The 20,994-nt window shown below is 71.4% G+C and carries 18 protein-coding genes and 2 pseudogenes; 13 read left to right on the forward strand and 7 right to left on the reverse strand.

What is annotated here, in order from left to right; genetic code table 11:
- Positions 1 to 31 precede the first annotated feature (31 nt).
- The 4 genes from QQK35_RS15080 to QQK35_RS15095 all read left to right on the forward strand — a co-directional run bounded on the left by QQK35_RS15080 (position 32) and on the right by QQK35_RS15095 (position 6,214).
- Positions 32 to 1,705: a dipeptide ABC transporter ATP-binding protein gene (locus QQK35_RS15080; protein ID WP_284254888.1), complete on the forward strand. Its 1,674-nt coding sequence runs from the start codon at positions 32 to 34 to the stop codon at positions 1,703 to 1,705.
- Positions 1,706 to 1,758: 53 nt separating this feature from the next.
- Entirely contained in the window at positions 1,759 to 3,585 is a 1,827-nt protein-coding gene (locus QQK35_RS15085) for an ABC transporter family substrate-binding protein (protein WP_284254889.1), read from the forward strand.
- 81 nt (positions 3,586 to 3,666) lie between these two features.
- Positions 3,667 to 5,688, forward strand: a complete 2,022-nt coding sequence (typA, locus tag QQK35_RS15090; RefSeq protein ID WP_284254890.1) for a translational GTPase TypA — start codon at positions 3,667 to 3,669, stop codon at positions 5,686 to 5,688.
- A 199-nt stretch (positions 5,689 to 5,887) separates the two neighbouring features.
- Complete coding sequence (locus tag QQK35_RS15095) at positions 5,888 to 6,214, forward strand: hypothetical protein (protein ID WP_284254891.1); 327 nt, start codon at positions 5,888 to 5,890, stop codon at positions 6,212 to 6,214.
- On the opposite strand, the pseudogene QQK35_RS15105 reads toward QQK35_RS15095, so the two are convergent.
- From QQK35_RS15105 to efeU, 3 genes and pseudogenes are all read right to left on the reverse strand, one after another.
- A pseudogene (locus QQK35_RS15105) lies at positions 6,215 to 8,184 on the reverse strand (Dyp-type peroxidase).
- Positions 8,181 to 8,672, reverse strand: coding sequence for a hypothetical protein (locus QQK35_RS15110; protein ID WP_284254893.1), 492 nt, complete (start codon positions 8,670 to 8,672; stop codon positions 8,181 to 8,183). The pseudogene QQK35_RS15105 and the gene QQK35_RS15110 overlap by 4 nt, the downstream one beginning before the upstream one ends.
- Positions 8,659 to 10,215 (reverse strand): iron uptake transporter permease EfeU, encoded by a 1,557-nt coding sequence (gene efeU, locus QQK35_RS15115; protein WP_284254894.1) that lies wholly within the window; start codon positions 10,213 to 10,215, stop codon positions 8,659 to 8,661. Before efeU ends, QQK35_RS15110 begins: the two co-directional genes overlap by 14 nt.
- A 99-nt stretch (positions 10,216 to 10,314) precedes the next feature.
- Here efeU and QQK35_RS15120 point away from each other — a divergent pair, with 99 nt between their 5' ends.
- Genes QQK35_RS15120 through QQK35_RS15135 form a run of 4 tightly spaced genes read left to right on the forward strand, consistent with a single transcriptional unit; the run spans position 10,315 to position 13,512 of the window.
- Positions 10,315 to 10,707 carry a hypothetical protein gene (locus QQK35_RS15120; protein WP_284254895.1) on the forward strand — a complete coding sequence of 131 codons (393 nt, stop codon included), beginning with the start codon at positions 10,315 to 10,317 and terminating at the stop codon, positions 10,705 to 10,707.
- A 10-nt stretch (positions 10,708 to 10,717) separates the two neighbouring features.
- On the forward strand, positions 10,718 to 11,044 hold the full coding sequence (fdxA, locus tag QQK35_RS15125) for a ferredoxin (protein WP_284254896.1): 327 nt from the start codon (positions 10,718 to 10,720) through the stop codon (positions 11,042 to 11,044).
- Positions 11,045 to 11,055: 11 nt separating this feature from the next.
- Positions 11,056 to 12,162, forward strand: coding sequence for a succinyldiaminopimelate transaminase (gene dapC, locus QQK35_RS15130; protein WP_284254897.1), 1,107 nt, complete (start codon positions 11,056 to 11,058; stop codon positions 12,160 to 12,162).
- A 54-nt stretch (positions 12,163 to 12,216) separates the two neighbouring features.
- Positions 12,217 to 13,512, forward strand: coding sequence for a citrate synthase (locus QQK35_RS15135; protein ID WP_284254898.1), 1,296 nt, complete (start codon positions 12,217 to 12,219; stop codon positions 13,510 to 13,512).
- Between the two features lie 164 nt (positions 13,513 to 13,676).
- Here QQK35_RS15135 and QQK35_RS15140 read toward each other — a convergent pair whose 3' ends face one another.
- Positions 13,677 to 14,519: an endonuclease domain-containing protein gene (locus QQK35_RS15140; protein ID WP_284254899.1), complete on the reverse strand. Its 843-nt coding sequence runs from the start codon at positions 14,517 to 14,519 to the stop codon at positions 13,677 to 13,679.
- A gap of 214 nt (positions 14,520 to 14,733) precedes the next feature.
- Positions 14,734 to 15,683, reverse strand: a pseudogene (locus QQK35_RS15145) (DapH/DapD/GlmU-related protein).
- 6 nt (positions 15,684 to 15,689) lie between these two features.
- Here QQK35_RS15145 and dapE point away from each other — a divergent pair.
- From dapE to QQK35_RS15165, 4 genes are all read left to right on the forward strand, one after another.
- Positions 15,690 to 16,766, forward strand: coding sequence for a succinyl-diaminopimelate desuccinylase (dapE, locus tag QQK35_RS15150; RefSeq protein WP_284254900.1), 1,077 nt, complete (start codon positions 15,690 to 15,692; stop codon positions 16,764 to 16,766).
- A complete protein-coding gene (locus tag QQK35_RS15155) occupies positions 16,748 to 17,716 on the forward strand; it encodes a hypothetical protein (RefSeq protein WP_284254901.1) in 969 nt (322 codons plus the stop codon). The genes dapE and QQK35_RS15155 overlap by 19 nt, the downstream gene beginning before the upstream one ends.
- The gene (locus tag QQK35_RS15160; protein ID WP_284254902.1) at positions 17,686 to 17,997 is read left to right on the forward strand and encodes a hypothetical protein; all 312 of its coding nucleotides are present in this window, start codon (positions 17,686 to 17,688) and stop codon (positions 17,995 to 17,997) included. The genes QQK35_RS15155 and QQK35_RS15160 overlap by 31 nt, the downstream gene beginning before the upstream one ends.
- Before the next feature lie 101 nt (positions 17,998 to 18,098).
- On the forward strand, positions 18,099 to 18,275 hold the full coding sequence (locus tag QQK35_RS15165) for a DUF3117 domain-containing protein (protein ID WP_284254903.1): 177 nt from the start codon (positions 18,099 to 18,101) through the stop codon (positions 18,273 to 18,275).
- A gap of 9 nt (positions 18,276 to 18,284) precedes the next feature.
- Here QQK35_RS15165 and QQK35_RS15170 read toward each other — a convergent pair whose 3' ends face one another.
- Complete coding sequence (locus QQK35_RS15170) at positions 18,285 to 18,917, reverse strand: O-methyltransferase (protein ID WP_284254904.1); 633 nt, start codon at positions 18,915 to 18,917, stop codon at positions 18,285 to 18,287.
- Positions 18,918 to 18,947: 30 nt separating this feature from the next.
- Here QQK35_RS15170 and QQK35_RS15175 point away from each other — a divergent pair, with 30 nt between their 5' ends.
- Positions 18,948 to 19,358: a twin-arginine translocase TatA/TatE family subunit gene (locus tag QQK35_RS15175; RefSeq protein ID WP_284254905.1), complete on the forward strand. Its 411-nt coding sequence runs from the start codon at positions 18,948 to 18,950 to the stop codon at positions 19,356 to 19,358.
- Between the two features lie 53 nt (positions 19,359 to 19,411).
- Here the strand turns inward: QQK35_RS15175 and QQK35_RS15180 are convergent, their stop codons facing one another.
- Positions 19,412 to 20,962 (reverse strand): succinic semialdehyde dehydrogenase, encoded by a 1,551-nt coding sequence (locus QQK35_RS15180; protein WP_284254906.1) that lies wholly within the window; start codon positions 20,960 to 20,962, stop codon positions 19,412 to 19,414.
- Positions 20,963 to 20,994 lie beyond the last annotated feature (32 nt).

A 20,994-nucleotide genomic window follows, 5' to 3' on the forward strand; every position in this document is an offset into this window, starting at 1 on the left:
GGCGACCCGACCACCCGAGGGGAACCACCCGATGAGCACGCCGAACCCGGCCCCGACCGCGGACGCCGCGACGCCGATCCTCCAGGTCGAGCGCCTCGACCTGGACTTCTGGGTCGACGGCGTCTGGTATCCCGCGGCGAAGGGCCTCAGCTACGACGTCAAGGCGGGCGAGGTGCTCGCGATCGTGGGCGAGTCCGGCTCGGGCAAGAGCTCGAGCTCGATGGCGCTGCTCGGCCTGACCCCGCAGAACGGCCGTGTGGCGGGCAGCGCGAAGCTGGGCGGCAAGGAGCTGATCGGCATCCCGGACGGCCGGCTGCGCTCCATCCGGGGCAAGGACGTCGCGGTGATCTTCCAGGAGCCCATGACGGCCCTGAACCCCGTGTACACGATCGGGTTCCAGATCGGCGAGAGCCTGCGCACGCACCTCGACATGACACCGGTCGAGGCGGAGGCCCGGGCCATCGAGCTCCTGACCATGGTCGAGATGCCCACGCCCGAGACGACGGTCAAGAAGTACCCGCACCAGCTCTCCGGCGGCCAGCGCCAGCGCGCGATGATCGCGATGGCGATCTCGTGCGACCCGCTGCTGCTCATCGCCGACGAGCCGACCACCGCGCTCGACGTGACCGTGCAGGCCGAGATCCTCGACCTGATGCGCAACCTCCGTTCGCGGCTGAACAGCGCGATCATCCTGATCACGCACGACATGGGGGTCGTCGCCGACCTGGCCGACAAGGTCATCGTCATGAAGGACGGCGCGATCGTCGAGAACGGCACGGTCGACCAGATCTTCGCGCGGCCGACCCACCCCTACACGCAGCAGCTCCTCGCGGCGGTGCCGCGTCTGCAGCTGAGCGACCGGGAGGCCGTCACCCTGAGCCGTGGGTCCGATGCCCCGGTGCTGCAGCTCACCGATGTCGCGATCGAGTACCCGAAGCACGGGCGGGTGCCCGCGTTCCGTGCGGTGGAGGGGTTCACCCTCGACATCCACCCCGGCGAGGTCGTCGGGCTGGTGGGCGAGTCGGGCTCGGGCAAGACGACGGTCGGGCGGGCATCCGTCGGACTGCTGCCGGTCAAGGAGGGCTCGCTCGTCGTGCAGGGCGTCGACCTGGCGACGGTGTCGCGCTCGAAGCTGCGGGAGGTCCGGCGTTCGATCGGCATCGTGTTCCAGGACCCGGGGTCCTCGCTCAACCCGCGCTTCCCGATCGGCCAGTCGATCGGCGAGCCGCTGCTGCTGTCGAAGACGGCCGAGGGTTCGCAACTCGCCCACCGCGTCGAGGAGCTGCTCGACCAGGTCGAGTTGCCGCGCAGCTTCCGCAACCGGTACCCGCACGAACTCTCCGGCGGGCAGCGGCAGCGCGTCGGCATCGCTCGCGCGCTCGCGCTGAAACCATCACTGCTCGTCGCCGACGAGCCCACCTCCGCGCTCGACGTCTCGGTGCAGGCGCGCTTCCTGGACCTGCTGCAGGGTCTGCAGCGGGAGCTCCAGTTCGCGTGCCTGTTCATCAGTCACGACCTGGCGGTCGTCGACATGCTCGCGCACCGCATCGCGGTCATGAACAAGGGGCACCTCGTCGAGGTGGGCACGCCGGACCAGATCCTGCGGCACCCGAAGGACCCGTACACGCAGCGGCTCATCGCCGCGGTGCCGGTGCCCGACCCGACCGAGCAGCGGGAGCGCCGCGAGTCGCGTCGCGTCGCCTGAGAGCCGGCCGCTCCCCGCGGGATCCCGGGATCCCGTCGGTAGGGTGGAGCCCCGTGGTCAAGCCCGCATCCGGCCTGCTGGTCGTCGCCGCTGCGGCGGTACTGCTGCTCGGCGGCTGCACGGCCACCCCGTCACCGCTCGTGCGCGGCTCGGCCGTGTCGATCGCGGTCACCGATCCGCTGACCTCGCTCAACGCGGAGACCTCGTACGGGCGGCAGTCCGACACCAACGCGGCCGTCGCGGCGCTGACGAGCACGGGCTTCGGCTACACCGACGACGCGTACCACGAGGTCGACGACACCTCGTTCGGCACGGCGTCCGTCGTGAAGCGGGATCCGCTCACCGTGACCTACAGCATCTCGCCCGATGCCCATTGGTCGGATGGCGCCCCGGTCACCCCCGCCGACCTGCTCCTGGACTGGGCCGCGAACTCCGGGGCGCTCAACACCCCGAAGTTCGACGTGACGCCCTACGTCGATGCCGCGACGGGACGCATCACCCGGCCGTTCCCCGACGGCACCGTCTGGTTCGACGGTGCCGTCGGAGCCGGACTCGAACGCGTCTCGCGCACGCCGGTGCTCGGCTCCGACCACCGCTCGATCACCGTGCAGTTCGACGCGTTCGCGCCGGACTGGAGGACACTGCTGGCACCGGGGCTGCCGGCGCACGTGGTCGCACGGCGGGCGCTCGGGCTGCCGGCTTCCACCTCCGCCGCCTCCGCCGACAAGCGCGTCGTCGAGGCCGTGCAGAAGAAGGACGTCGACCGGCTCGCCCGCATCGCGCGCACCTGGGACACCGCGTACGACCTCGGCGCGACGCCACGGGACCGCGCCCTGCTCGTGTCGTCGGGGCCGTACCGGGTGCGCAGCGTCGCCGCGCAGGCGATCACGCTCGAGGCGAACCCGAGATACCGCGGCAGCCGAGCGCCCTCGGTGCAGCGGATCGTGCTGCGCGTCATCCCGGATCCGCTCGAGCAGGCGAAGGCGCTGGAGGCCGGAACGGTCGACATCGTCTCGCCGACGCCGACGGCATCCGTGCTGAAGACGCTCCTCGACGTGCCGGGTGTCACCGTCACGCCGGGCAGCGAGGCGATCTTCGAGCACCTCGACCTGCAGCTCGCGGGATCGCGCAACGGCGTGTTCGCGGATGAGCGCGTGCGCCGGGCCTTCCTCGACGTGGTGCCGCGGCAGGAGATCGTCGACCGGCTCGTCGCGCCCGTGCAGCAGGGCGCGGGGGTGCTGGACTCCTTCGTGCTGCGCCCCGGCTCGGACGGGTACGACGCGGCGATCGCGACGAACGGGTCGAAGGAGCACCGCACCATGCATCCGGATGCCGCCCGCACGCTGCTCGCGCAGGCCGGCACGCCGAACCCGGCGGTGTGCGTGCTCTACGACCCGGCCAACCCGCGCCGGGTCACGGAGTTCCAGCTCATCCGGGCGTCCGCCGCGAAGGCGGGGTTCCAGGTGACCGACTGCTCGAGCAGCGATTGGGCCGACCTCCTCGGGGTGCCGGGCAGCTACGACGCCTCCCTGTTCGCCTGGGACACGACGCGGCTCGGGGCCGCCGCTGTCGGCGCCGTCTACCGCACCGGTTCGCAGCTGGCGAACTTCAGCGGGTACTCCGATCCGCAGAGCGACGCCCTCATCGACGCCGCGCGGGCGAGCGACGATCCGGCCGAGCATCGCAAGCTGCTGGCCCGGCTCGACACCCGACTGTGGGCGGCCGCGTACGGTCTGCCGCTCTTCGCCTACCCGATCGTGACGGCCGTGGACGGCACCGTCACGGGGGTGACCCGCTCGCCGCTGAGGGCCGGCGTGTTCTGGAACGCCTGGGCCTGGAAGCCGGCCTCGCCGAGCCCCGAGCCGACCCGCACCGGCTGAACTCCGCCGCTCCCGGTAGAATCGCCGTCGGCGTCGCCTTCCGATCGCCGATCCCCTTATCTTCCCTTCCGAGGTGCTGCCATGGCTCAGGCCACTCGTGACGACCTGCGCAACGTCGCGATCGTCGCCCACGTCGACCACGGCAAGACGACGCTCGTCGACGCCATGCTCCGCCAGACCGGATCGTTCGGCGAGCATGCGCACGTCGAGGAACGCGCGATGGACTCGAACGATCTCGAGCGCGAGAAGGGCATCACGATCCTCGCCAAGAACACGGCGATCACGTACAAGGGCGTCCACGCCCAGAACGGCCCCGTGACGATCAACGTCATCGACACCCCCGGCCACGCCGACTTCGGCGGCGAGGTCGAGCGCGGGCTGTCGATGGTGGACGGCGTGGTGCTGCTCGTCGACGCGAGCGAGGGCCCGCTGCCGCAGACCCGGTTCGTGCTGCGTAAGGCGCTCGAGGCGAAGCTGCCCGTCATCCTGGCGGTCAACAAGACCGACCGTCCGGATGCGCGCATCGCCGAGGTCGTGGAGGAGAGCCACGATCTGCTGCTGGGCATCGCGAGCGACCTCGTCGACGACGTGCCGGACCTCGACGTCGACGCGCTGCTGGACGTGCCCGTGATCTACGCGTCGGGCCGCAACGGCGCCGCGAGCTGGAACCGCCCCGCCGACGGGTCGCTTCCCGATAACGACGATCTCGAGCCGCTGTTCGACGCGATCCTCACCCACGTGCCCGCTCCCACCTACGACGACGAGGCTCCGCTGCAGGCGTGGGTGACCAACCTCGACGCGTCGCCGTTCCTCGGCCGCATCGCGCTGCTGCGCGTCTTCGCCGGCACGCTCAAGAAGGGCCAGACCGTCGCGCGCGTGCATCTCGACGGCGGCACCGCCAACGTGCGCATCACGGAGCTCATGAAGACCCGCGCGCTGGAGCGCTACCCGGCCGAGGAGGCGCACGCGGGCGACATCGTCGCGATCGCGGGCGTCGAGGACATCATGATCGGCGAGACGATCGCCGACCCCGACGACATCCGGCCGCTGCCGGCGATCTCGGTGGACGAGCCCGCCATCTCGATGACGATCGGCACCAACACGTCGCCCCTCATGGGCAAGGTGAAGGGCCACAAGCTCACCGCGCGCATGGTCAAGGACCGGCTCGACCGCGAGCTCGTCGGCAACGTGTCGATCCGCGTGGTCGACATCGGACGCCCGGACGCGTGGGAGGTGCAGGGCCGCGGCGAGCTGGCCCTCGCCATCCTGGTCGAGAACATGCGCCGCGAGGGCTTCGAGCTCACCGTCGGCAAGCCGCAGGTCGTGACCCGGCAGATCGACGGCAAGCTGCACGAGCCGTTCGAGCACCTGACGATCGACGCGCCCGAGGAGTTCCTGGGGGCGATCACGCAGCTCATGGCGGCGCGCAAGGGCCAGATGGGCGTCATGTCGAACCACGGCACCGGCTGGGTGCGGATGGAGTTCACGGTGCCCTCGCGCGGTCTCATCGGATTCCGCACCGAATTCCTCACCGTCACGCGCGGCACCGGCATCGCCAACGCGATCTCGCACGGGTACGGTCCGTGGGCGGGGCAGATCACGACCCGGGTCAACGGCTCGATCGTGGCCGACCGCTCCGGCGTCGCGACCCCGTTCGCGATGGTCGCACTGCAGGAGCGCATGAGCTTCTTCGTCGAGCCGACGCAGGAGGTCTACGAGGGCATGGTGGTGGGCGAGAACTCGCGCGCCGACGACATGGACGTCAACATCACCAAGGAGAAGCAGCTCACCAACATGCGGCAGTCGACCGCCGACAACTTCGAGAAGCTCACCCCGCCGCGTCAGCTGACGCTCGAGGAGTGCCTCGAGTTCGCGCGCGAGGACGAGTGCGTCGAGGTGACGCCCGAGATGGTGCGCATCCGCAAGGTGGAGCTCGACCAGTCGCAGCGCGCGCGCGACCGCCCGTGCCAAGCGAGCGCAACCGGCATAGCGGCGAAGGTCATTTCTGACCTTCGCGCCGGTTGCGCGGGTGGTCGTCTCGACCGCCCGGCCGGCATAGCTGTTACGCGGCCATTACGCGCCGTCGCTTCACTGGTCGCATGACGATCATCTCGCGCACCGGGCGCACACCAGCGGCGGCGGGCGCCCTGGTCCTTGCGGCGCTCGTCCTCTCCGGCTGCAGCCTCATCCCGCATCCGGGCGGCGGCTCCTCCCCGGTTCCGACGGCAAGAGCGGCGGCATCTCGATCCCCGGCGTCGGCTCGATCGGCACCGGCAAGCTGCCGTCGGACTGGCCGGCATCGGTGCCCGTCATCCACGGCGACGTGCTCTTCGGCGCCGCGGCCGGCAACGCCAAGACGACCGATGGACGCATCTGGAACGCGACGATCAAGGTCTCGGGCGCCGGCGACTACGGCAAGATCTCGTCGCAGCTGAAGGGTGCGGGCTTCGCCGTCGACACCGAGCCGGATCCCGGCGATGCCGAGGAGGCACGGGCACGTTCCTCAAGGATCCCGACGCGGTGCTCGTCGTCGTCACCAAAGCCGACGACAAGACCGGCTGGGTCGCGAATTACACGGTCACCGAGTCGCAGGGATCCCGGTGACCGTCTCGGACGGCACGGGTGTTGATCAGAACAGCTTCTCGGCGAGGTAGCCGCCCCGCTGGGGCGCGGCCGGCGTGAAGAACAGCCCCGAGCCGATGTGGGCGATGTACTCGTTGAGCCGGTCCGATGAGCCGAGCCGGCGCTGCAGCGCGAGGAAGTGCTCCGGGTCGTTCTGATACGAGATGAACAGCAGGCCGGCGTCGAGCACGCCGAACTGGTTGATGCCGTCGGTGTAGTTGTAGCCGCGACGCAGGATCTTCAGCCCCCGTTGTTCTCGTGCGCCGCGAGCGCCACGTGCGACGTGTCGGAGATCACGAGCTCGCCCGCCGCGTCCTTCTTCCCGAAGTCGGGCGTGTCGTGCTCGGCGTGCCCGGTGAGCGGCTGTCCCTCGACCTTCCCGCGGCCGAAGACGCGCTGCTGGTCGCGGATCTCGTCGGAGTCCCAGTTCTCGATGTTCATCTGGATCTTGCGCACCACCTGGTAGCTGCCGCCGCGCGCCCAGCCCGGCTCGTCGTCGCGGGCCCAGACGAATCGCTCGAAGTCGGGGTCGTCGGTGATGTTGCGGGTGCCGTCCTTGAAGCCCAGGAGGTTGCGCGGCGTCTTCTGGCCGGTGCCCGCCGACGCGCGCCCGAATCCGAGCACCGTCCAACGGGTGGATGCCGTGGGCTGCGCCATCCGCGCGAGGTCGCGCACGGCGTGATACGCCACCTGCGGGTCGTCGGCGCACGCCTGGACGCTCAGGTCGCCCCCGCTGATCCCCGACTGGAGGCGGTCGCTCGGCAGGTCGGGCAGCGGCCGCAGATGCCGCGGCCTCCGGTCGCCGAGGCCGAACCGCTCGTCGAAGACGCCCGGTCCGAGTCCGACCGTCACCGTGAGCCCCGCCGGTGCGAGGTCGAGGGCCTCGCCGGTGTCGGGTGCCACGGCATCCGGTCGCGCCGGCTCGACGGCCCCGACCGTGCGCCCCGCCATGACCTGCGCGATCGCGCCGGACCAGCGCGCGAGCAGCACCTGCAGGTCCTGGCGCGCGTCGCTGGCCAGGTCGAACGTCATGAAGACCGTGTAGCGCTGCGGCGGCGTCTGGATGCCGGCCTGATGCGCCTGGTCGTAGAAGGGGAAGCTGCGGGTGAGGTCGATGACCTCCTCGTCGTGGTTCTGCACGGCGTTCGCGATCGCCATCCCCCGACGCCCGCCGCGGCGCCGACGACGAGACCGCCGCCGGCCGCCCCGAGGAGCAGCCCGCGGCGGGACAGGCCGGAGGACCGGTCGCGATCGCTCGACGTCACGCGGTGGCGACCTTCTCGGCGATCTTGGAGAGGGGGTCTGCAGCGACTGCACCAGCCGGCTCAGCTGCCCCGCATCCGCGGCCCTGGTGGCCGCGTCGTAGACCTTGTAGCCGCCCGCCTGGCCCGGGTCGCGGTAGGCGTCCAGCGCCGCGTTCACCTTGTCGAACTGGGCGGCGACCTGCTTCGTCAGGCCCGCGTCGATCTTCGTCAGACCCGGCCGGAGGTAGGCGAACGCCTGCTGCGCGCCCTCGACGTTGGCGGCGAAGTCGACGATGTCGAGGTGGCTGTAGAGCTCCTCCTCGCCCGTGATCTTGTTCGCCTGCACCTCGTCGAGGAGGTCGGCGGCGCCGTTGGCGAGGTCCTCGGGCTTGTACGTGAGACCCTTGGCGAGCGCGGCGAGCTTCGTGACGTTGGCGGTGAGCTCCGCGGCCTGCGCCCGCGTGTTCGCGGTGATGCCCGTGGTCCAGAGGTCGCGCTCGACGGCGTGGAATCCGTGCCAGCCGACCGCGGGGTCGAGGTTCGATGCGCGCATGTCGATGAGGTAGTCGAGGTTGCCCGTGTTGTCGGTCGGGCCGGTGCCGGGCAGCAGGAAGCCGTCGACATCCGACTCGACCTTCTCGTAGAACGGGCGCGCCAGGGCGTACGCCGCCTTGGCCGCGTCCACGTCGCCCGAATCGACGGCCTTCTGCAGCGCCGCGACCGCCGTGGTCATGTCGGAGAGCACGCCCGCGACGTACCGCGCGTAGCCCTGGGTGCCCTTCGTGAGCAGCGCGGAGGCGCTGCCGCCGGGGTCGACGCGGCCTTGCCGGTGACCCGGAAGTCCTGCAGCTCCTTCTCCGCGCCGGGGCAGTACACCTGGTAGGTGCCGCCACCGAGGGTCAGCGTGAGGCTCGTGGGCTTGAGACCCGGGGCGAGGTTCTCCTTCTCGCCGATGATGCGCTGATCGCTCAGCAGCTCGACCTCGGTGATCGCCGTCGAGCTGGAGTTCTTGATCGTGAAGGTCACGGGGCCGGCGGCGGCGGTGCTCGCGTCGAGCATGCAGGCGTCGCCCGACCCGCCGCTGGTCAGCGTGATCGTCACCTGCGCGGCACCGTGCGACCTGGAGGCGCCGCCCGGGGTGGCGGCCGAACAGCCGGCCAGGGCGATCGCGAGGCCGACGATGCCGGCCGCGGTCGAGACGATGGCCTTAGTGGGTCGCATGGAGGCTGGTCCTGTTCTGTGCGGCGGTCAGGGGAGAGGCGGGCGGGCGACCGGATGCCGGGGTCGCGGCCTCGCGCCGGTCGCGTCGGAACGAGCGCAGCGCGAACGCCGCGAGCACGAGGGCCGCGACGACGAGCGCGGCGGGCACCTGGGCGCCCCACAGGCGCTGCTCGGCGATCGCGGCGGTCCGGGAGGCGCCGGCGGCGGCGACGGCGGCGTCGGAGGCGCGCCAGTTCTCGCCGCCGGAGACCGAGAACGTGCGGGGCGTGCTGAGACCCCCGCCCGAGAGCGTCACGACGCGGGTCTGCTGCTGCGATGCGTCGAGCAGGGCGCCGTCCGCCGCGCGCACCGACCGCGTCGTCGCGGCGCTCCAGGTCGCCCGGTACGGCCCGGGCGCGCGGTTCGCGTCGACGCCGACCGGGAGGCGACCGCCGTTCTGCGTCGCGAGGGCGGTGCGGCTGAGCGTGGCCGGCCCCGCCGCCGGATCGGTGGACCTCAGGGTCCACGTGGTGACGCCGTCCCGGGTGACCGATGCCGACGCGGGGAGGGTGACCCGTCGCTCGTGGCCACCGGACGTCTCGACGATCGAGTCGCCCGACATCCGGACCTCGCCGCCCTGCGCCAGCGCGAGCGGACGATTCGCAGGCTGGAGTGCGAGCGGCGCTACGACGGCCGCGCCGGCGGCGATCGCGATCGCCGCGATCGCGATGCCGAGCTGCAGGCGACGGGCGCCGCCGCTGCGCGGCCGGAGCGCTGCCGGCCAGAACATGAACAACGCCATGGGCACGAGGTAGGCGACCCAGCCGACGACCTCGATGAGTCGCGGGTCGGCCGGGATGCCGAGCACCCCGGTAATGAGCGCCGCCTGGATCGACCCGTTGGGGGCGAGCCAGCCGAGGTCGAGGGTGCGCTGCTGACCGGCGACGATCCAGCCCGCCTCGTGCGCCGTGCGCAGCATCGTGAGCACGAGACCGGCGGCGACGAGGATGAGGAAGACGCCCGTGTAGCGGAAGAACCGACCCAGATCGAGCCGGATGCCGCCCTGATAGATGCCGACGCCGATACCCGCGGAGACGAGCACGCCGATGACGGCGCCGACGGCGGCGAGCGAGGCGTCGGTGGAGGCCTGGAACGTCGCGAGCAGGAAGACGCTCGTCTCGAAGCCCTCCTTGAGCACGGCCAGGAACGCCATACCCGCGAGGGCCCACGCCGTGCCCTCGCGCAGCGCCTGGCCGGCCTCCGCCTCGAGCTCCTTCTTCATGCCGCGGGCGTGATGCGCCATCCACACGATCATCGACGTGACGAAGAAGACGGCGACGAGGCCGATGATCGACTCCATCCCCTCCTGCGCGGCCTGGGGGAGCGACTGCTCGATCACGGTGAGCACGACGCCCACGGCGACGCTCGCGACGAGGGCGGCGGCGACCCCGATCCACATCGGCAGGAGCGATTTGCCGTTGCGCTTCAGGAACGCGGCGATGATGCCGACGATGAGCGCCGCCTCGAGGCCCTCACGCAGGCCGATGACGAGGGTAGCGAGCACGCGGAGCAGTCCTGAGATCGGTTCGGGAGTTCGGTAAGGCTATCCTTACCAACAATTCGACTGTAGACGGCCGCGGCTATGGTGTCCAGCGGAGGTCGGATGAGCGAGCAGGCAGGCCACGTGCGGAGCACGGCGCCGGGGGCGGGTGCGGTCATCGTCTCCTGCGTCTTCGCGCTCGTCATCGCCGGGATCGCGGGCGTCGTGACGACCTTCACCCACGCCCAGCTGGCACCCTGGGGCCTCATCGCGGGGCTGGCGGTCGCCCTCGTGCTGGTGCTCGGGCTCCGGCTGGTGTTCGACAGCCGCGTCGTCGGCGCGGCCGCCGGGCTCGGATTCGTGGCGGGCACCGTGCTGCTCGCGTTCCCCGCCGCCGGCTCGCCGATGTTCGCGCTGACCGACGCGATCGGGTGGGTCTGGGCCCTCGGACCGGCCGTGCTGGCGCTCGTCGCGATCGTCGTCCCCTGGCCCGGAACACTCACGAGACGGCCATAGAATCGATGACGTGACCTACGTCATCGCCCTCCCCTGCGTGGATGTCAAGGACCGCGCCTGCATCGACGAGTGCCCCGTCGACTGCATCTACGAGGGCGACCGGATGCTCTACATCCACCCCGACGAGTGCGTCGACTGCGGTGCATGCGAACCGGTCTGCCCCGTCGAGGCGATCTTCTACGAGGACGACCTGCCCGAGCAGTGGTCCGACTACTACAAGGCCAACGTCGAGTTCTTCGACGAGGTCGGCGTCGGCTCCCCGGGCGGGGCCGCGAAGATCGGTGTGATCGCCGGCGACCACCCGGTCGTCAGCGCCCTGCCGCCGCAGAGCCACTGAGCCCCGGCGTCATGGGCCTCACGCTTCCCGACTTCCCGTGGGACCGGCTGGAGCCGTACCGCGAACGCGCCGCCGCGCATCCCGACGGCGTGGTCGACCTGGCCGTCGGCTCGCCGGTCGATCCGACGCCGGAGCGCGTGAGGCAGGCCCTCGCGGTCGCGACCGACGCGCCCGCGTACCCGCAGACATCCGGCACCCCGGCACTCCGGCAGGCGATCGCCGACTGGTACGGCCGGCGCCGCGGCGTCGCGCTCGAGGCGCGCAACACCCTGCCGACGATCGGCTCGAAGGAGCTGGTCGGGCTGCTGCCGACGCTCCTCGGGATCGGCGAGGGCGACGTCGTCGTGCACCCGACCGCCGCGTACCCGACCTACGAGGTCGGCGCCCGCATCGCCCGTGCGACGCCGCTCGCCTCGGACGACCCCGACGCCTGGCCCGACACGACGCGACTGGTCTGGCTCAACAGCCCGCGCAATCCCGACGGGCAGGTGCTCGGCATCCCGTTCCTGCGCCGGGCGGTGCAGCGCGCGCGTGAGCTCGGCGCCGTCATCGCGAACGACGAGTGCTACGCCGAGCTGAACTGGGGGTCCGACGCTCCGGTGCCGAGCATCCTGGATGCCGAGGTCATCGGCGACTCGCGCCGCCTCGTGCTCTCGGTCTACTCGCTCTCGAAGCAGTCCAACCTCGCCGGCTACCGCGCGGCGTTCGTCGCGGGCTGCGGCGACCTGATCGCCGAGCTGCTCGAGGTGCGCAAGCACGCGGGCCTCATCCCGCCGCTGCCGGTGCAGCTCGCGATGGTCGCGGCGCTGTCGCCCGAGTCGGACGCCGACGTCGCCGCGCAGAAGGAGCGCTACCGCGCCCGCCGCGCCCTGCTCGTGCCGGCACTCGAGCGGGCCGGATTCCGCATCGACGAGAGCACCGCCGGTCTCTACCTCTGGGCGACCCGCGGTGAGGACTCCTGGGACACCGTCGGCTGGCTCGCCGGGCTCGGCATCGTCGTGGCACCCGGGGCGTTCTACGGGGCGGCGGGGCGGCGGCACATCCGGATGGCGCTGACCGGCACCGACGAGCGGGTCGCGGCGGCGGCCCGGCGGCTGTCGGCATCCTCCAACCGCTGATCGAGGGTCTTGGCGGGTGCCACGGTGTTCTGTGAGGCACTTTAGGCTGTAGTCGTGAGCGAATCCGGAGACACCGGCTCGGTCAGGTTCTCCCACGAGGAGACCGCGGCCGAGTTCCCGATCATCCCCGCGGTCGACGGCAGGAGCGCCGCCGACGGCTCGAGCTTCACCCGGCAGACAGGTCTGACCTTCTACGACCCCGGGTTCGTGAACACCGCGGCGACCCGGAGCGCGATCACCTACATCGACGGCGATGCGGGCATCCTGCGCTACCGCGGGTACGACATCGCCGATCTCGCGAAGAACTCGACCTATCTCGAGGTCGCATGGCTGCTGATCTACGGTGAGCTGCCGACGCCGGCGGAGCTCGCGGAGTTCGACGAGAAGATCCGGCGTCACACGCTGCTGCACGAAGACCTCAAGCAGTTCTTCTCCGCGCTGCCGCACACCGCGCACCCGATGTCGATGCTCTCGGCCGCCGTGTCGGCGCTGTCGACGTACTACGAGGACTCGCTCGACCCGCACGACCCCGAGGCGGTCGAGATCTCGACGATCCGCCTCCTCGCGAAGCTCCCCGTGATCGCCGCCTACGCGCACAAGAAGGCGATCGGGCAGGCGTTCATGTTCCCCGACAACTCGCTGTCGTTCGTCGAGAACTTCCTCAAGCTCAACTTCGGCACCTTCGCGGAGCCCTACGAGGTCAACCCCGTGCTCGTGCAGGCGCTCGACCGGCTGCTGATCCTGCACGAGGACCACGAGCAGAACGCGTCGACCTCGACGGTGCGGCTCGTGGGATCGACGGAGGCGAACATCTTCGCGTCGATCTCGGCCGGCATCCACGCGCTGTCGGGACCGCTGCACGGCGGCGCCAACGAGGCGGTGCTCAACATGCTCGGCGACATCCGCGGGTCGGGCGAGAGCGTGCAGAAGTTCATCGAGCGCGTGAAGAACAAGGAGCGCGGGGTGAAGCTCATGGGCTTCGGGCATCGCGTGTACAAGAACTTCGATCCGCGGGCGCGCGTGGTCAAGGAGAGCGCCGACGAGGTGCTCAAGGACCTCGGCGTGAGCGACCCGCTGCTCGACATCGCGCGGGAGCTCGAGCAGGCGGCGCTCGCCGACGACTACTTCGTCGAGCGCAAGCTCTACCCGAACATCGACTTCTACACGGGCGTCATCTACAAGGCCATGGGTTTTCCGACCCGGATGTTCACGGTGCTGTTCGCGATCGGCCGGCTTCCCGGCTGGATCGCCCAGTGGCGCGAGGCGAACACCGACCCCGGAACGAAGATCGGCCGCCCGCAGCAGGTGTACACCGGTCCTCCGGCCCGCCCCTGGCCCACCTCCCGCTGACCTCCGCGCCCTCGCGCACCGCCCGCTCTCGCGGCGGGTACTGCCCACCGGGAGCCAGCCTCCCGTGCCCCTACCGAAATGAAGGATCGGCTCGGGTCGCCGAACGCGAATGCCGCGGTGGCGCCTGACCGTGGCCGCCTGCGATCCTGCATTTCGGAAGGCCGCTACAGGCGCGCGCACGACTCGACCACCCCGCGCACCCAGGCCCAATCGCGCAAGAGCTGGCGCGACGTGAATCGCAGGGGGATCAGCCCCTGCCGCAGGCATTCCGCGTCGCGGCGGCGATCCCGCTCGAAGGCGTCGCGGTCGCGATGGTGCTCCCAGCCGTCCAGCTCGATCACAAGCCGACCGAGCCGCAGATCGATGCGGCCCACCGCGGGAATGGTCACCTGCAGCGCCGGGAAGAATCCGAGCCGCCGCAAGCGGAAGCGCATGATCGACTCGAGGTAGGACTCCGATCGTCTGTCCACGTCGGCGAGGAGCTCTCGTAGCCGAGGAGGCTGTCTGGCGATTCGGCGCAACCAGCTCGCCTCGGAGACCAACCCGAGGCGGATCGCGCTGTCCGCCGCAGCGACCACACGCTCGACAGGCTGGCACATCGTCATGTCATCGAGCGCGTCGATGGCCGACATCGCGTGCCGTGTGCCGGATCCGCCCGGTCGCCAGTGGACGCACACGTCCGGGTCGGAATGAAGTCGGCGAGTGCGATCTGAGGGGTCACGAAGTCGCGCTGCATGCGCCTTGACACGCACGTGGAGGCGACCGTCCGGCATCGCCGCCACGCCCAGCGATCGAGCGGCCGTGATCGACGTGGCCCTGCCGCCGACTCTGACCGCCGATTCGAGACCGCCGTCGGTGTCGGGAAGCCCATACCAGCCCTGTCGAATGCGGACGATCATCCCGGACCGCACTGCGGCCGTCAGCCGATGCGATGTGCTCCCGGCACGGAGCAGTTCCCAGGTCGCGGCGAGGCCGCCGCGTCGTCGTACACCGTCGACTTCGAGCATGCCGGCATCCCACCGCGCCTGCGGTTCCCATCGAACCGGTGGCCGCGGAACGGTGGATGACGCACGCACCCCTTCCGAAGTGCAGGAGTGGTGGAGGGCGTCGCCAGGGCGCTCCTACTACCCGCTCGAGAACGACAGGGCGCGATCCTGCATTTCGGAAGGGTGCGCGCGGGGGCTGGAGCTGGGCGCCGTTGCCGCTCAGCGCGGCCGCGCGCTACGGGTGCAGCGTGGGGTTGAGCGTGACGGGCGCGCCGGTGCGGGGAGGGCCTCCACGGCGCCGGTGGCGGAGTTGCGGCGGAACAGGAGGCCGGGGACCCCGCTCAGGTCGAGCGCCTTGACCGTGCGCGGAGCGCCATCGCCGAGCAGAGTGACCTTGGTGCCGGCCGTCACGTAGAGACCCGACTCCACGATCCCGTCGTCGCCGATCGAGATGCCGACGCCCGAGTTGGCGCCGAGCAGGACGCGTTCGCCGATCACGACGCGCTGCGTGCCGCCGCCGGACATCGTGCCCATGATCGAGGCGCCGCCGCCGACATCCGAGCCCTCGCCGACGACCACGCCCGCCGAGATGCGCCCCTCGACCATCGAGGTGCCGAGGGTGCCCGCATTGAAGTTGACGAAGCCCGCCTGCATGACCGTGGTGCCGGGCGCGAGGTGCGCACCCAGCCGCACGCGCGACGCGTCGGCGATGCGCACCCGCTCCGGCACGACGTAGTCGAGCATGAACGGGATCCGGTCGTAGCCGCGCACCACGACCCCCGCCCGCAGCATCCTCCGGCGCCGTGCGCGGAACACCGCCGGCAGCACGGGACCGTGGCTCGTCCAGATGACGATCGGCAGGTGGCTCATCATCCCGTCGAGGTTGATCGTGTTGGGCGCGACCAGGCGATGCGAGAGCAGGTGCAGGCGCAGGTAGGTGTCGGAGGTCGAGGCGGGGGCGGCATCCGGATCGATGGACAGCGTCATGGGCTCGATGCGCACGTCGCGCAGGTCGTCGGCTCCGGTCTCGGCCGCGAGGTCGGCGGGGAAGCCGTCGGGTGCGTCGCCGAGGCGCGGCTCCGGGTACCAGGTGTCGAGCACGGTGCCGTCGGACGCGACGGTGGCGAGGCCGTGGCCCCAGGCGGCGGTCATGCTCGCCAGGCTACCGGGGAGCGCCGATAGCATGGCCCGATGGCCGCCCTCGACCTCTCGTCCCCGGTGGCTGCGCTCACCCGCGCGCTCGTCGACATCCCGTCGGTCTCCGGCGATGAGGCGGGGATCGCCGACGCGGTCGAGGCGGCGCTGCGGGGGCGTGCGCACCTCGAGGTGATCCGCGACGGGGATGCCGTGCTCGCCCGCACAACGCTTCGTCGCGATCGCCGCGTGGTGATCGCCGGTCACCTCGACACGGTGCCGATCAACGGCAACGTGCCGGCGGTGCTCGACGGCGACGAACTGGTCGGCCGTGGCACCGTGGACATGAAGGGCGGCGACGCGGTGATGCTGCGGCTCGCGGCGGCGCTGACCGACCCGATGGTCGACATCACGTGGGTCTGGTACGACCACGAGGAGGTCGACTCGGCCCTGAACGGCCTCGGTCGCATCGCCCGCACCCGACCGGAGCTGCTCGCGGCCGACTTCGCGGTGCTCTGCGAGCCGTCCGACGCGGGCGTCGAGGGCGGATGCAACGGCACGCTGCGCGCGGAGGTCACCGTGCGCGGAGTGCGCGCGCACTCCGCCCGCGCCTGGGCCGGGTCGAACGCGATCCACGCGGCGGCGCCCGTGCTGGCGGCGCTCGCCGCCTACGAGCCGCAGCAGATCGAGGTGGACGGGCTGGTGTACCGCGAGGCGCTGAACGCCGTGCGGATCCGTGGCGGCATCGCGGGCAACGTCATCCCGGACGAGTGCGTCATCGAGGTCAACTACCGATTCGCCCCGAGCCGCTCGGGCGCCGAGGCGGAGCAGCACGTGCGCGACGTCGTCGCGACCGCGGCTCCGCAGGCCGAGGTGGCGCTCGTTGACCTCGCCGAGGGTGCGCGTCCGGGTCTGGATGCCCCGCTCGCCCAGGCGTTCGTCGCGGCGGTCGGGGGCGAGGCGAGGCCGAAGTACGGCTGGACGGACGTCGCGCGCTTCTCGGCCCTGGGCATCCCGGCGGTCAACTACGGGCCGGGCGACGCCGCGCTCGCGCACGCCGACGACGAGCGCGTGCCGCTCGAGCAGCTCGAGCGCTGCGAGCGGGGACTGCGAGCGTGGCTGACCGGGGTGTGACGGCGGCATCCGCGCCCGAGCGCCCCACGCTGCGGCGGCGGTTCCTGGGCGCGCCGTGGTGGGCCCAGGTGCTGGTCGTCTTCGCGGCCTCCCGGATCGTGACGACCGCGATCATGCTCGCGTTCGCCGCCGCGCAGCAGCAGAACTCCTGGACCGGCGCGCACCCGGACTACGTCGACTTCGCCGGCATCTGGGACGGCCACTGGTACTACATCGTCGCGGTGTCGGGGTATCCGACGACCCTCCCGATCGGCGCCGACGGCCACGTCGCGCAGAACGCCTGGGCGTTCCTGCCGGCATACCCGGCGCTCGTGCGGGTGCTCATGCCGTCATGGGAGTCGTGGAACGTCGTCGCCGTGATCGTGTCGGTCGCGTTCGCCTGCGGGGCGGCGCTGCTGTTCTTCCGGCTCATGCGGCGGGTGCTGCCGGCCGGGACGGCCCTGTTCGCGACCGTGCTGTTCTGCACGGCGCCGCTGTCGCCGATCCTGCAGGTCGCCTACGCCGAGTCGATGCAGCTGTTCTTCCTGTTCCTGGCGCTGATCCTGTTGCTGGATCGGCGCTACCTGCTGCTGATCCCGGTCGTCGTGGTGATGTCGTTCACCCGCCCGAGCGGGGTCGCGTTCGCGGCGCTGCTGCTGTTCCACCTCATCCACCGGTTCGTCATCCGCGCGCGCGACCCCTTCCCGTGGCGGGAGCGGCTCGCGGTCGTGGTCGCCGGGATCGCCTCCTTCGCGGCCGGGATCGCGTGGCCGGTCATCGCGGCGCTCGTCACGGGCGACGCCACCGCCTACACCGACACCGAGCTGTCGTGGCGGGTGCTCTACCTCGGCCACTACGACGAGCTCGTGCCGTTCCAGGGATGGATCGAGGAGCCGAGTGGTGGCTGCACTGGATCGGCGTGCCCTCGCCCGCGTCGCTCGTGCTGGGCTGCATCGGTCTCGTCCTGCTGATCGCGATCGTGGCGGTCGCCCTGCTGTCGCCGTGGGCGCGTCGGATCGGCGTCGACCTGCGGTTGTGGATCGTCGGCTACGGGCTGTACGTGCTCGCCGTGTTCTTCCCGCAGTCGAGCACGTTCCGCATCCTGGTGCCGATGGCGCCGGGGCTCGGGGCGCTCGCCGTGCCGCGCAACCGGGTCTGGCGGGTCGCGCTCGTGGTGCTCGGGATCGCCGGCCAGGCGGGCTGGATCTACATCGCCTGGTGGGTCGATGGCTACGACTGGACGCCGCCGTAGAGGGCTCCGCGCACCGATCGCGCACTCTGGGATGTCGCTGATTTCTCGTCGGTTCCCCCGTACGGGATAATGGAATGGATCCAGGCGAAAGGGGACCACGCATGGCGGCCATGAAGCCGAGGACCGGTGACGGACCGATGGAGGCTGTCAAGGAGGGTCGGCTCATCATCGTGCGGGTTCCTCTCGAGGGAGGCGGACGCCTCGTCGTGTCGGTGAACGACGCGGAGGCAGCCGAATTGCGCGACGCGCTCGTGGGAGTCGTCGGCACCGGCGCCTAGCAGCCGCGGCTACTCCGCGGTCTTCACCAGCTGGAGGAGCCCGTCGCCGGGGGTGCTGAGCGCCGCCGTGACGGCGGTCGACTCGGCGATCGTGCGCAGGAGCGCACGGAAGTCGGCGACGGTGTCGTCGCGCTGCGCGGGGTCCGCGACACGGCCGCGCCACAGGGCGTGGGCGACGAGCACGAGCCCGCCACGGCGCACGATCCGCAGGGCGTGCTCGACGTGGTCGAGCAGGTCGGCCGGGTCGCCGTCGACGAGCACCAGGTCGTAGGCGCCGTCGTTCATCCGCGGCAGCACCTCACCCGCGCGCCCCGTGATGAGGCGCACCCGGTTGGCGGGCACCTCCGCCTCGGCGAAGGCGGCGCGGGCCAGCTGCTGATGCTCGACCTCGCGATCGATCGAGGTGAGCACGGCATCCGGGGCGCCGCTCAGCAGCCAGAGGCCGCTCACGCCCGTGCCGGTGCCGATCTCGAGGATCGTCTGCGTTCCGCTCGCCGCCGCCAGCACGGCCAGCTGGGCACCCACCCCGGGGCTGACGGGATCGATGCCGAGTTCCAGCGCGTGCCGTCGAGCCGCCTGGATCGCCGGTGTCTCCACCGCGAAGTCCTCGGCGTAGCGCCAGCTCAGCTCCTTGTCGGCCACCCGTGCCCTCCTCGGGGCTACCCTATGGGCATGTCGTTCGGACTGACGCCCGACAAGCTGATCATCATCGCGCTCATCGCGGTGTTCCTGATCGGCCCGACGCGTCTGCCCACCTACGCCGGCAAGCTCGCGAACCTGGTGCGGCAGGTGCGCTCCTACGCCGACAACGCGAAGGACCGGATGCGCGAGGAGATGGGCGAGGACTTCGACGAGGTCGACTGGCGCAAGCTCGACCCGCGGCAGTACGACCCGCGCCGCATCATCCGCGAGGCCCTCACCGACGACGGCACCTCGGATGCCGTGGCCGAGACGATCGCCGCGGCGAAGGCCGTGACGTCGCCGCTCGACGCGGAGGAGGTCGCGGAGACTCCCGCGAAGGAGCGCCGTCGCCGCACCGCCGACAAGGCCCTCCCCGCCCCGTACGACATCGAGGCGACCTGACGTCGAGGCGACCTACGTCGAGGCGACCTGCGTCGCACTGACGGTGCTCGGCTCTACCGGCGCCGGACGGCCTTGAGCGTGCGCAGCAGGAGCAGCATCGCGGGGGCGAGACGCCGGAACTCGGATGCCGTGCGCGGCAGCTGCAGCAGTCCCGTCGCGCTCGCGATGGTGGTCGACTCGGCGTAGCGCAGCAGCCCCTCGGGCCCGTTGCGGCGTCCGAGCCCCGAGCGCTTCACGCCGCCCATCGGCGCGTCGACGCTCGAGAAGGTGGCGCGGTAGCCCTCGTTGACGTTCACGCTGCCTGCCTTCAGCCGAGCCGCGACGCGCAGGCCGCGTGCGCGGGATCCGGCGAACACCGACGCGTTCAGGCCGAACTCGGAGTCGTTCGCGGCGGCGATCGCGGCATCCTCGCCCTCGACGACGGTCACGGCGACGAGCGGGCCGAAGGTCTCGTGGGCGAAGCACTGCATCTCGCTCGTGACGTCGGTGAGCACGGTCGGTTCGACGAAGTACGGCCCGAGCTCGGGGCGGGCGTGGCCGCCGGCGAGCACCGTCGCGCCGTGAGCGACGGCGTCGTCGAGGTGCGCCAGGACGCGCTCGAGCTGCGCCTTCGTGGCGAGCGAGCCGACGTCGGTCGTGTACGCGAGGTCGGAGCCGAGCCGCAGCGACGCGACGCGCTCGGCGAAGGCGGGGATGAACCGGTCGGCGACGCCGCGCAGCACGAAGACGCGCTCCATCGACACGCACAACTGCCCGGCCGCGGAGAAGCACGCGTACGCCGCATCCGCGGCCGCCTTCGCGGGGTCGACGTCGTCGAGCACGATGAGCGGGTTCTTGCCGCCGAGTTCCATCGAGGCGGGGATCAGCCGGCCCGCCGCGCGCTGCGCGACCCGCGCGCCGGTGGCGGTCGACCCGGTGAAGCTCACGTAGTCGCCCGCGTCGACGACGGCGTTGCCGATCTCGTCGCCGTCACCCGCGACGACGGCCCACAGGGCCTCCGGCAGGCCCGCGTCGGTGAAGCAGCGGCGCGCCGCGAGGATCGACAGCGCGCCCTGGTTGTCGGCCTTCTGCACGATGCCGTTGCCGGCGGCGAGGGCCGGCGCGATGTCCATGACGGCGAGGCTCAGCGGGTAGTTCCACGGCGTGATGACGCCGACGATGCCCTTCGGCCGATAGTGCACGCGGGTGCGCAGCACGAGCGGGATGCCGGCTCGGCGCGCACCGCCCGCGAGCACCCGGCGCGCGGCCAGCGCGTTGTAGCGCGTCGCGCCCGCCGAGTTGAAGACCTCCTCGAACGCCTGCCCGCGGGTCTTGCCGGTCTCGGTCTGCACGGCGTCGAGCAGCAGCTCGCGCCGCTCCAGCAGCAGGTCGTGCGCGCGCAGCAGCACGGCCCGGCGGTGCCGCCAGCCGGCCGCCCACCACGAGGCCTGCGCGACGCGGGCGGCGGCCGCGGCGTCCTGCACGTCCTGCGCGCTCGAGAGCGGCAGCTCGTGCAGCACATCGCCCGTGAACGGGGCGATGACGCTCGCCGTGCGCCCGGAGGTCGCGGTGAGCCCCGCCGTGAGCGCGTCGGTCTCGGCCCGTTGCAGCATCGATCCGGACATGGGGGCGAGCCTAGTTCTTCGGATACGGTGAC

It is taken from the genome of Pseudolysinimonas kribbensis, assembly GCF_030161895.1.
Taxonomy (GTDB): Bacteria; Actinomycetota; Actinomycetes; order Actinomycetales; family Microbacteriaceae; genus Pseudolysinimonas; species Pseudolysinimonas kribbensis.

Excerpts from the sequence above, each read along its gene's own strand:
- dapC (WP_284254897.1), top strand. The coding sequence starts at position 11,056 with ATGGGCCTCACGCTTCCCGACTTCCCGTGGGACCGGCTGGAGCCGTAC.
- QQK35_RS15180 (WP_284254906.1), bottom strand. The coding sequence starts at position 20,962 with ATGTCCGGATCGATGCTGCAACGGGCCGAGACCGACGCGCTCACGGCG.
- QQK35_RS15110 (WP_284254893.1), bottom strand. The coding sequence starts at position 8,672 with ATGCGACCCACTAAGGCCATCGTCTCGACCGCGGCCGGCATCGTCGGC.
- QQK35_RS15120 (WP_284254895.1), top strand. The coding sequence starts at position 10,315 with ATGAGCGAGCAGGCAGGCCACGTGCGGAGCACGGCGCCGGGGGCGGGT.
- dapE (WP_284254900.1), top strand. The coding sequence starts at position 15,690 with ATGGCCGCCCTCGACCTCTCGTCCCCGGTGGCTGCGCTCACCCGCGCG.
- typA (WP_284254890.1), top strand. The coding sequence starts at position 3,667 with ATGGCTCAGGCCACTCGTGACGACCTGCGCAACGTCGCGATCGTCGCC.
- QQK35_RS15175 (WP_284254905.1), top strand. The coding sequence starts at position 18,948 with ATGTCGTTCGGACTGACGCCCGACAAGCTGATCATCATCGCGCTCATC.
- QQK35_RS15080 (WP_284254888.1), top strand. The coding sequence starts at position 32 with ATGAGCACGCCGAACCCGGCCCCGACCGCGGACGCCGCGACGCCGATC.
- QQK35_RS15140 (WP_284254899.1), bottom strand. The coding sequence starts at position 14,519 with ATGCTCGAAGTCGACGGTGTACGACGACGCGGCGGCCTCGCCGCGACC.
- QQK35_RS15165 (WP_284254903.1), top strand. The coding sequence starts at position 18,099 with ATGGCGGCCATGAAGCCGAGGACCGGTGACGGACCGATGGAGGCTGTC.